Here is an 11,613-nt window from a genome sequence, read left to right on the forward strand (position 1 = left end):
TTATTGCTCAACACTCAAGCAAATCATAAATTTGCTCTTGCGTTAAAGCAAAGCTTATTCAGCTTTGCTTTTTCTGACTTAGGTCAACTGAGCAGCAGCAATTTTCTTAGTGTCTACTTTCGCAGCAGCGTCTGTATAGCTTTCCATCTGGTCAAAGTTCAAGTATTTGTAGATGTCAGCAGACATGCTGTCGATTTGAGAAGCGTACTGTTGGTATTCTTCTGGTGTTGGTAACTTACCAAGTACCGCAGCAACAGATGCAAGCTCAGCAGAAGCTAAGTATACGTTAGCACCTTGACCTAAACGGTTCGGGAAGTTACGTGTAGAAGTAGATACTACAGTTGTGTTCGGTGCTACACGCGCTTGGTTACCCATACATAATGAACAACCTGGCATTTCTGTACGTGCACCCGCTTTACCATAAATGTTGTAGAAGCCTTCTTCCATAAGTTGACGCTCGTCCATACGAGTTGGAGGCGCTAACCATAGACGAGTAGATAAAGAACCACCAGGAACTTTGTCTAATAACTTACCAGCAGCACGGAAGTGACCGATGTTTGTCATACAAGAACCGATGAACACTTCATCAATTTTGTCACCTTGAACGTCAGAAAGAAGTTTTGCATCATCTGGGTCGTTCGGGCAGCAAAGGATTGGCTCTTTAATGTCTGCAAGGTCAATTTCATACACTTTAGTGTATTCAGCGTCTGCATCAGCTTTAAGAAGTGATGGGTTCGCTAACCATTTTTCCATGTTCTCAACACGGCGAGCGATAGTGCGCGCATCGCCATAACCTTCAGAAATCATCCACTTCAGCATGGTGATGTTTGAACGAAGGTATTCAGCAACTTTCTCTTCAGAAAGTGTGATCGCACAACCAGCAGCTGAACGCTCAGCAGAAGCATCAGACAATTCAAATGCTTGCTCAACAGTTAAATCAGTTTCCATTTCTGTTAAGTCGATTTCTAAGATACGACCAGAGAAGATGTTTTTCTTACCTTTCTTCTCTACAGTTAAGTCACCTTCTTTAATTGCGTAGTAAGGAATCGCATGTACTAGGTCACGTAGAGTGATACCAGGTTGCATTTTACCTTTGAACTTCACAAGAACAGACTCTGGCATGTCAAGTGGCATAACACCAGTTGCTGCAGCGAACGCTACAAGACCAGAACCCGCTGGGAAAGAAATACCAATTGGGAAACGAGTATGCGAGTCACCACCAGTACCAACTGTATCTGGAAGAAGCATACGGTTTAACCAAGAGTGGATAATACCGTCACCTGGACGTAAAGAAACACCACCACGGTTCATGATGAAGTCAGGAAGCGTGTGTTGCATTTGAACGTCAACTGGTTTTGGATACGCAGCTGTGTGACAGAAAGATTGCATCACTAAGTCTGCAGAGAAACCTAAGCAAGCTAAATCTTTTAATTCGTCACGCGTCATTGGACCTGTTGTATCTTGAGAACCAACGGTCGTCATCTTAGGTTCACAGTAAGTACCTGGACGAACACCTTGACCTTCTGGAAGACCACAAGCGCGACCTACCATTTTTTGAGCCAATGTGAAGCCTTTACCAGAGTCAGTAGGCTGAACTGGAGTACGGAACAATGTAGATGGTGCAAGACCTAAAGCTTCACGCGCTTTAGCAGTCAAACCACGACCAACGATCAAGTTAATACGACCGCCCGCACGTACTTCGTCTAAAAGCACTGGAGTTTTAAGTTCAGATTCAGCGATTAGCGCGCCGTCTTTGAACGCTGTTACTTTAGCAGAGGCGTGATCGATCTTAAGCGTAATTTCATCGCCCATGTTCATGTTAGAAACATCGATCTCTACTGGTAACGCGCCAGCATCTTCCATTGTGTTGAAGAAGATTGGCGCAATTTTACCGCCTAAGCAGTAACCACCTTCTTTTTTGTTTGGAATGTGTGGAATTTCGTCACCGAAGAACCAAAGTACTGAGTTAGTTGCAGACTTACGACTTGAACCCGTACCTACAACGTCACCTACGTAAGCAACTTGGTTGCCTTTCGCGATCAATTCTTTGATTTGGCTTAATGGACCAACTTCACCAGGAACTTCTGGGTTGATGCCATCACGTACGTTTTTCAACATTGCATTTGCGTGCAATGGAATGTCTGGACGGCTCCATGCGTCTTGTGCAGGTGACAAGTCGTCAGTGTTGGTTTCGCCAGTAACTTTGAACACTGTAAGTTTGATTTCTTCAGGAACATCTGGACGCGATGTGAACCACTCAGCATCAGCCCAAGATTGTAAAACTGCTTTCGCGTTTTCGTTACCTGCTTTTGCTTTGTCAGCAACGTCATGGAACGCATCAAATACAAGCAAAGTTTTTTTCAATGCTTCAGCTGCTAAGCCACCCAATTCAGCATTGTCTAAAAGCTCTACTAAAGGTGCTACGTTATAACCACCAAGCATTGTGCCTAGTAAGTAAACAGCACGCTCTTTAGAAACGAGTGGAGAGGTTGCTTCACCTTTTGCTACAGCAGCTAAGAAAGCAGCTTTAACGTATGCCGCTTGGTCAACACCTGCAGGTACACGGTTTTCAAGCAAATCAACCAAGTAAGCTTCTTCGCCTGCTGGTGGATTTTTTAATAATTCAACTAATGCAGCAGTTTGAGCATCATCAAGTGGCTTCGGTGGGACTCCGAGTGCGGCACGTTCTTCAACGTGTTGGCGGTAAGCTTCTAGCACGGTGTTATTCCTCTTTTTTAAAAAATTATTTGTGAATTCCTGCTTTTAAAGCATCACAAACAATATGGACTGCAAAATTTTACTAAACTTCCAGTTAAAAGTTAATGCAACTAGAGTGTTTCTTTGTGATGCCCATTATTTTATAACTAAATGATGCGCATATTGTTTAATTTACAGGCAAAACACGAGTTAATTTTAACTTTGTCTGTATGTACACTAACTTTTCGCCTAAAGTTTAACTCGTAAAAAAGGCAACACCCATGTTGCCTGTTCTAATGAATGAATGATATTCCACCTTAGTGTACTGTTATGGCTTGAAGATAGTGCTGTAATTGTTCACGACTACCTTCAAACTTGAGTTGAATTTCATCTTCATGCAGTATGCAATGTTCTGCACTTGTCAACGAAATTTGAACTTGATATATCTTTGTAGGTGTATCAATTTGCTGAAGTAGATACACCCGATCACCTAAACTCAAAACATAATGACTGCCGCCAATCACTGCGACACCTAGTTCATCTTCTAAGAGCAAATCTGCATTATGCAGGTAAGCAACTACTTCCATTATGCGCTCCTACTATTTTTATTATCTTTTTTAATTATTAATGAAAAAGATAAGCTTTACTAGTTTTAAGATTTAGAACTTGTCACAATTTATTTTAGTTTTAGACGCTTGATTTACTTAGGCTATTTTTTAGTAAAAGATAGTAAACTTTAAAGCATGTTTTAGAGTCTGTTGACACTTCGTCTATATATGCGACTACGCATATTTTTAAGCTAATATAAGACATGAAACAGGAAGTTTATTCATCCTAAATGACTGACTCATAACGCAATAGAAAAAAATATGCTCGCCTCTTTGCGCAGCAAAAAACACAACTTTGTTTTTGCTCATGTGGCTAAAATTTTCTCAGATTACGTTATGAAACTTCACAATACTCTCGCTATTCCTTTCGTTCCATGCCTGATCTGCTCAGTATTAGCCTCTAGCTCAAGTCATTTATGAAATGGCAACAGACTCTCATTTTAATTCATAAAAACCGTTCCTTTAGAACGGTTTGTAATCAGGCATTTTATCATGCGGTGTCGCGATACATTTTTCAGTAAATTGCGCACGGACTTTTTCACGTGCCGCATCAACATCAGCATTAATTTCTTCAATTGGTAATGCATAGACTTGCGCAATAATCTCTAATATAAAATTACGGGTAATGTCATCTTCAATTTTATTGGCATGTTCAATGGCACGTTCTTTTTCAATCGCATTTTGACGATCTAACATAATGGTACGCGCAGCGTTGCCAACACTTCGACAATAGCCTTGCCATTGTTCTTCAGGTGTTAAGGGTTTCTTTTCTGCACAGCCCATTAATGCAAGCACTGCAGTCATCACCAAAATCTTTTTCATTGAAGCTCTCCTGTTGTGCTTATGATAATCAAAAGTTGGCATAAATACGAAACTATCCATACACAAGTTAAAAAAATGCGCTCGGATAGAACGCATTTTTTAGGTTAGGTTGACCTTAGAAGCGCCAGTTATAGAAAATATCCACAGCACGTTCTAAAGCTTGGCTCGCTTCCAAATACAGTCGTTTATTCATTTGATAGCGCAAAGTCAATTTATTGACAGGTGTGAAAACGCCTACACCGTAACGGATAAACAAGTCTGGGGTAATATAACCCGTCAAACTGACTTGGGTATCATCACCTGTACCCTGAGCATCAAGTGCCAAACCACTTAAACCAAATGTACGTCCAATTTGATTTGTTAAAGCACGTGTACCACCTAAACCCATACTAATACCTGCCGCGGCAATGGTACTGTTGACATCTGACTTAAAGCTTTCAGTCTGACTCAAACCACTGGTACCTTCATTAATACGACCTGTAATCAAGGCATTTAATGCTTCTTGTTCAGATAAGCCTGCATCGTTATAGACCTGAATGTTCGGGCTACTGGCTGTGCCTGTAACCCTAAAGCCGACCATACTGCCTTGTACATTTTTATTGGCATCCATATCTAAAGTTGGGTTAGAAATTGGGCCATTAAAACGCGCAATAGCACGGTTCAAATCCAGACTTTGTCCGTAAGCTTCAATTTTCACACGTTGACTTACCCCAATCGCACCATTGGCACGCATCGCAGTTTCTAAACCACGTTGAGATAAATACAAACGTCCAATCAGTGGAATACGGCTATTAAAGCCTTGGAAAATGACCCGATCACCCAAATTCAGTTCCAGGTCGGCACGAATATCCCACGGACGAGCGGAACGCAACAATGCCAGTTGATCTTGTCCCTCATGCACAACACGCACATCCGAGGACACGTTGACCACAGGAGAAGAAACTTCAGGCATAGAAATTAAAGCCCGAGGTACATCCACACGCCCTTTTAAATTCAGTTTTTTCTGGAAAGGTAAAACATCTAACGATACATCTGGCGTAATCATTGCAGTAATCAGCGGTGCTTGACGAATCAATAAATCTTTACCGTTTAGATTTAACTGAATACGTGGCTCATTCTTCCAATCTACACTGCCCGTTAAACGCCCGGCACCACCACCGCTGTTAAACGCACCATTAATACTGGCCTGATCTTGGCGGATAGATGAATAAAGCTGCACATTGGTCAGATTTACAGGTAAAGAAATCATGCTGATCGCACCATCTTTCAGGCGCATTTCACCTGTGAGCAATGGTGAAGTCAAAGTCCCGTTGACTTTGCCTGCAAAAGACAAAATGCCTGCCATTGAGCGCACATCGGCAATAAACGGTTTAAAGACTTTGAGTTGTACCTGATCAAAGGCAATTTCACCGCGGATTGGCATATTTTTAGCGTAAGGATCAATTAGTACATTGGCATAACCCGTACCAATTTCAGGCGTTTTCACATCTACACGTAATTTCAGCCCTTCGGCAATGCTTTTTGCGACCACAGCCACTTGTTCATAGCGCAAGGTAGAACCTATGTCTTGCGGATCGTCCGCAGCAAGTCCAATGACGCCATCACGCGTTACCAAATGCGCATCAATTTTCGGTTTCTGTCCTTTTGCCCATGCAGCTTTAGCATAACCATTGACCTTACCTGTAATCGCCAAACCTTCAGGCATAAATGCAGAAAAGTCATTTAAGTCTAAGTTTTGAGTCACAAATGATGCATTGGCTTTGGTTTTACTCACGCGAATAGGCTGATCAAAACACAATTGGCTTTGCTGACTCATCCAGCAGTGCGCACCAACATACAGCTCACTGGTTTTGTTTTGATAAATCACGGCTGCGTTTTGGCGCTGTGCCAAGTGGGTTCTTAAAGAGTCAAAATCTCCTTTCTGAATTTGTCCCATCCAATCATTTTGTGCATTTAAACCACCTGCCAATTGCACATAAAACTTACTCAACTTATTTTCAGCTTCAAGTTTTAAAATATGCGCCTGACGTGTGCCTGCTAAAGAAATTTGCCCTTTCTCGATGCCACGGTTGCCACTGCGTAAATTTTCCATGGATGCCGTCATCAGCGTTGGCGTATTTTCAGAGGTTGGCAATTCACCTTGTAGGCGTAATTTACGCACGCTGAAAATATTATTTACACTAAACTGATCAACAGCAATATTGGCAGTGGCTTGTAAGCGTGGCTGTGACTGCACATTGATATAGCCATAGGCACGTCCACGCAAACCTGAATAGATTTCGTATAAAGCAGGCGCATTGACTTTAATACGCAGATTTTGTGCATTTCCTGTTGCTTGTAACTGATTTTTGGCATAAGACAAAAATAGATTATTGGCTTCAAACTGTTGTGGGAAAAAGCCTTTTTGATTGGCATCAATCAACATGGCTAAATTACCCGTACCACGTACAGGTTTATTATTGAGCATGCCTGCCAAATTCAGACGTTCAATGTTGATCCGTTTTTGTGTGTCCGACCAAATACCCTGGGTGCGAATATTGCCCGATAATTCACCACGGACACTGGACACAAAATAGTGCGGCTTAAAGCGAATTAAAGAAGCGTTTAAATTCCAACTCACCCCCTGATTCAAATGCAGCAACCCATTCGCCACAATTTGCCCTGCAACACCATTGTGTCTCAAGTCGCTAATTTTAATTAGTTCAGGCGTACCCGATAACTTTAATTTTAAATGTCCTTTACTGCCTTGAATGGCACTAGCATTTAACCCACCATCATAATTCACAGCAAAACTTTTAAAACCACCGCCTGCTTTGACATCATGGAACAATAAAGCGATGGTGCTTTGCCCAGTTAAATGTACGTTTTCATTTTGATTGACCAAACGCCCTGTTAAATTAATGTCATTCAAATGAATAATTTGCTGATTTGGCAATGCAAAACCATTGGCTTTAAACTGCCCATTCAACACATTAACAGGTGCTGCGGTGCTGATACTTTGCGGATTAAAGTTTTTCGCAGCCAAGACTGTATTCCATTTCAACTGACGTTTATCAGTTGGTAAATCAATGACGGCGCTGCCTGCCAAATGACTATCTGCGGTATCAAATTTAAAATTAGGAATATTTAAGCGATTATTCTTTAAATTCAGTTTGGCTTGGTACATACCTGCAGGTAGCATAGTTTTTTCATGTGTGCTGACTTTAGTCGCCACAAAAATATCTTGCTGGCCTTCTACTAAGGCCAATTTCACATCACCCGATTCACTTTTTAGCCAACCCACATACGGCACTGCACGGTCAATATTATTCCAGCGCACATCCAACAACATTGGATTCGCCGCTTTACCCTGTATAGGATTTTGGTCTAGTTTTAAGTTCCATGTTTCATATCGGTCAAAATCAATTTGTGCAGTTAAATGCGTACCTTTTTCCAAATGACCTTTAGAAGTCAAATTGGCATCTAAACTTGGCGGTAAAAAGTCTTTGACCACTTGAGGAATTATTGGATCTTTAGGATTAATTTTATCCAAACGCCCCGTTAAATCCCAACTCACTTTTTGATCCCAACTGACAATACCCGCTAAATTAGCTGCACCTTGCATGAGTTGTGCATTTAAATTACTGATATTCAGTTGATGAACTAAATCGGTATACATCAAACCTGTATATTGACCTTTAGGAATGTGTTTACCACTCAAATCCGTATTCACATCAATATTTAAACGCTTAATATCGCCTTTAAATTTGGCGACACCCGCGTTAGTAAAAAGTTCCTGCTCGGTCAAAATAGGCCAACGGTAGTCTTTAAATTGTAACTCACCAAACATTGGCACTTCTTTGCGCATGGGGTGCAACACCACCCATCCTGTAAGTAAGTCAGGCGTATTTGTTGCAACACCCGCCTGAATTGTGTCGAGTGTACCTTTGCCGACCACTTTAATATCGTGAATATTTAAGCTGGTATGTAAAGATGGAATATTTAAATCACCCACCACATTAAGCGGATATTTACCTTCAAACTTCATATCGCCTGTGGCATTGCGTACATTCAAATATTCCATATCAATATTAGAATCTTCAAATTTAAGCTCTGTGCCCGACCACAAGGCATTATTTAAATGAATATCGTAAAAATCGACCTGTGTACCAGAAGCGGTTTGAATCAATAAATGATCGACATCAGCAGTATCTAAACGCAAAACAAAAGGTAGGCGAATTTCATTGAATTTGAATGGATCATCACTCGGTGGGCCTTTCGGATAAATCCGCAGATTACGCACATCGGCACGGTTAAGATGGATTTCTTTATCTAAAATGGCACGCCAACCAAGAATGACATCAGCACGGTCAATTTTGACATCAACAGGTTTTAAACTGACGATAATATTGCGCAGAATAATCCCATGCCATAAATTACCACCTTCATATTCATAGTGAATAATTTCTTGGCGCTGCAAAACACTGTCTAATAAGAACTTCGAGCCACGGTCTGTTGAGAACATCACCACCAATGCGGACACCAATAAAACCAGCATCAACAGCAGTGACAGTAAAACACTCCTGAGTATTCGACGCTTTTTAGGTGGCGTTACTGGGGTTTCTGGTTGCTGTTCAACTTCAGCCATAATGTTCTCTAAGTCTTAAATTTATAGTTGAGAGCCAATAAAGAAATGTAAACGGATTGGATGATTGTCATCTGAAATACCAGAAGCCACATCAAACCGAATTGGACCAATCGGTGATGCCCAACGTACCCCCAAACCTACGCTATATTCGGTGTCGTTGCTAAAGTCTTTATCGTAAGCATTACCAAAATCACTAAATACGGCTGCGCGCCAACCCTCTTTAAATTGATAGTTATATTCTAATGAACCAACTGCCAAAGCCTGACCACCAATTTTAAAGCCTTCAATTTGTGGTGTTAAAGACTTGTAGTCAAAGCCACGTAAAGACTGATCTCCACCGGTAAAATAACGCAAGTTATACGGCACTTTATTAAAATCTTCGGTATAGATATAACCTAAGTCACTGCGCCCGACAAACTGATGGTCGTCATTTTCACCCAATGAATAAATAAAACGCCAACCTGCATTCAGAATGGCTAAATCTGCATCACTAAGCAGTGACTCACTTCCCAGCTCTATTTTATAAATTTGGCGGAAACCTTTGCTTGGGTTGACACGACGGTTGCTGTCAGTGCGTGAAACTTCATAGCCAAGCAATAACGATTGTTGCTCGACATCACCATTGGCAATAAAGGCATCAGGTACTTTTCCAAAGAATACAGTGCCATCTTCAGTCAAGCGATCTAGTCGATAACGTAAACCAAAAGTATGTTGCCAGCTGCCCATTGGTTTTTTTATCACACGGTCAACACCTGCAACCGCAGATTCAATCATCAAGCCGCCACCTTGTGCGACATCGTCACGTTCTTCACGCTCATAACCACCTACCAACGCAATATTATCATTCAGTGGATGGTTATAAGGAATGTTATAGCGTCCATCAATAGCTTGACGAATTTGTGAAAGCTCCAAGTTGGCATCGAAAGAGTGACCGCGTTTATTAACAATGGCACGGCGATATTGCCCACGCAAACGCACGCCTGTGTCAGTTCCAAAACCCGCACCGACTTCGGCACTATTTAAGCGGTCTGCATTTAAAGTCACAATCACAGGAATTTTTTTATCAATACGTGCCTGTTGTTTTAAGCGTTCTTCTTCCGATTGTTTATCTTCTTGCTGTGCTTGTAACATACGCAGTTTATCGTTGCTTGCAACTTCTTCTGTACCCGCAAACCCAGCTTCGCTCACCACAGATTGTGTCACTTCCTGAGATGACACCACGCGTTTTTGATCGACAACTGTGGCATCGTAAATAGAGAGTTTTTGATGATCGACCAAAGCCTGAATATCAGGCGGCAATTCCAAAGGATGCTCTACAGGATCAGGGCGAATTGTATCCACCAAGGTGTAGTTAAAATAACGCGAGTTGGTGAGATTATTGGCCAAACCATTCACACGCCAAAAAGTATAGTCAGCATTGTCCTGCCAAGTGACCATACTTTGCAGAATATCCATATCCAAAGGGAATTCTTTGTTTGGATCGCTCATACGAAATTCGACGTTACCGAGTTTATAACGCTCGCCCGTTTCGTAACGTAAATTGATATCGGCTGTATTTTGAGGTTGAGCAACTTTAACGTCATGCAGACGCCAGTAACTGTCAAAATAACCGTTATCTGAAGCTGCATCGGTAATACGCTTTTTGGTTTGTTCATACAAACCATGATTAAACACATCATCTACTTCTTGATCTGGCAATACGCCAATGACCTGAAATTGTGCCTCGTATTGTCCTTCGCCTGTAAATTCAATATTTTGCTGTTTAATCGCCACAGGTGGATTTGGCACAACATGCACTCGCACGCGGCTATCGTTGAGTTTTTCAAACTTAAACTCGGCATTATAAAAACCCACCGCCTGCGCAGCCTGATTTGACAACGTACGCAGTTGTGGCAATGCCGATGGAAAATCTGCAAAAGACTCCTGGGTAAAACTTGAAAGTTTGGCCTTAATGTTAGCACTTAAATTATCTACTGCTGTTCGATAAGCTTCTGGTGAAACTTCCCCAATGGCGTTTTGTGTTCCATTTTGAGCGCTGTTTGCACTAATCACCACATCAGCGCTGATGCGCGGCACTTTGGCTGTATTTAGCTCACGCGGTGGACGGACTTTGTAAAGTAAACGTCTAAAAAAACCAGGTTTATCGGCATTTTCATCCTGCGTCATCCAACCCAATTCAGTCATTAAGGTATCTGCAGGATTGGCTTCCACTACAAAATTGCTGTCTGCCTGAATGTTTGTCATGAGCTGATCAACATTTACAGGCGCTTGATCAATTTGTAGCAACTCCTGCTGTGTCGCATCTTGCACCAATGTTTCAGGCACTTGACCATTGCGGTCTAGCATCGCTTCTTGTTTGGCTTGTTCTGCTACCTGAAAAATTTGATTAGCAAGCTCCTGATCTACAGGTGCAATGGGTAAATCTTCTAAGTCTTCAAATTCGATAGGCTGAAATTCAGCAAAAGATGCACCTGCATGTTGTTGCTGTTGCAGCATTTCTAGACTATTAAATTCAGGCGTTTGTGTTTGCTCTAAAGCTTCTTCAATTTTTTGCAGATCTTCGGCACTGTCTTTGCCTTGTGCTGCTGCCAATTGTTTAATTTCTGTAGCTAAATTTTGTGCTTCTTCTGCAGTTGGAGTCTGCAACGGTGTAGGATTTTCAGCAAGCTGAGCGTTTGAATTAGGTACCGTAAGACTTTCTGCAAAACTTGAAGATGCAACTAAACCTAAAAACAGACTCAGTCCGAGCTTTTTCGGCATATTCCAGCATAAAATTGCATGCATACTGGAACACAGTACTGATTTTTTAAAGTTTGTATTTACAAGCATAAAAAACTCTAAACTGATTTAATTTTTATA

5 protein-coding genes are annotated in these 11,613 nt (G+C 41.5%); all 5 read right to left on the reverse strand.

Going from position 1 to position 11,613, the window contains the following annotated elements; genetic code table 11:
- Positions 1-78: 78 nt before the first annotated feature.
- The 5 genes from B2W49_RS07480 to B2W49_RS07500 all read right to left on the reverse strand — a co-directional run bounded on the left by B2W49_RS07480 (position 79) and on the right by B2W49_RS07500 (position 11,583).
- Entirely contained in the window at positions 79-2,718 is a 2,640-nt protein-coding gene (locus B2W49_RS07480) for a bifunctional aconitate hydratase 2/2-methylisocitrate dehydratase (RefSeq protein ID WP_291337878.1), read from the reverse strand.
- A 296-nt stretch (positions 2,719-3,014) separates the two neighbouring features.
- Entirely contained in the window at positions 3,015-3,284 is a 270-nt protein-coding gene (locus tag B2W49_RS07485; protein ID WP_291337880.1) for a hypothetical protein, read from the reverse strand.
- A 483-nt stretch (positions 3,285-3,767) separates the two neighbouring features.
- The gene (locus B2W49_RS07490) at positions 3,768-4,127 is read right to left on the reverse strand and encodes a hypothetical protein (RefSeq protein ID WP_291337883.1); all 360 of its coding nucleotides are present in this window, start codon (positions 4,125-4,127) and stop codon (positions 3,768-3,770) included.
- Positions 4,128-4,242: 115 nt separating this feature from the next.
- The gene (locus tag B2W49_RS07495; RefSeq protein ID WP_291337885.1) at positions 4,243-8,754 is read right to left on the reverse strand and encodes a translocation/assembly module TamB domain-containing protein; all 4,512 of its coding nucleotides are present in this window, start codon (positions 8,752-8,754) and stop codon (positions 4,243-4,245) included.
- 21 nt (positions 8,755-8,775) lie between these two features.
- The gene (locus B2W49_RS07500) at positions 8,776-11,583 is read right to left on the reverse strand and encodes an autotransporter assembly complex protein TamA (RefSeq protein WP_291337889.1); all 2,808 of its coding nucleotides are present in this window, start codon (positions 11,581-11,583) and stop codon (positions 8,776-8,778) included.
- Between the last annotated feature and the right edge of the window lie 30 nt (positions 11,584-11,613).

This window comes from Acinetobacter sp. UBA801 (assembly GCA_002296655.1).
Classification (GTDB): Bacteria; Pseudomonadota; Gammaproteobacteria; order Pseudomonadales; family Moraxellaceae; genus Acinetobacter.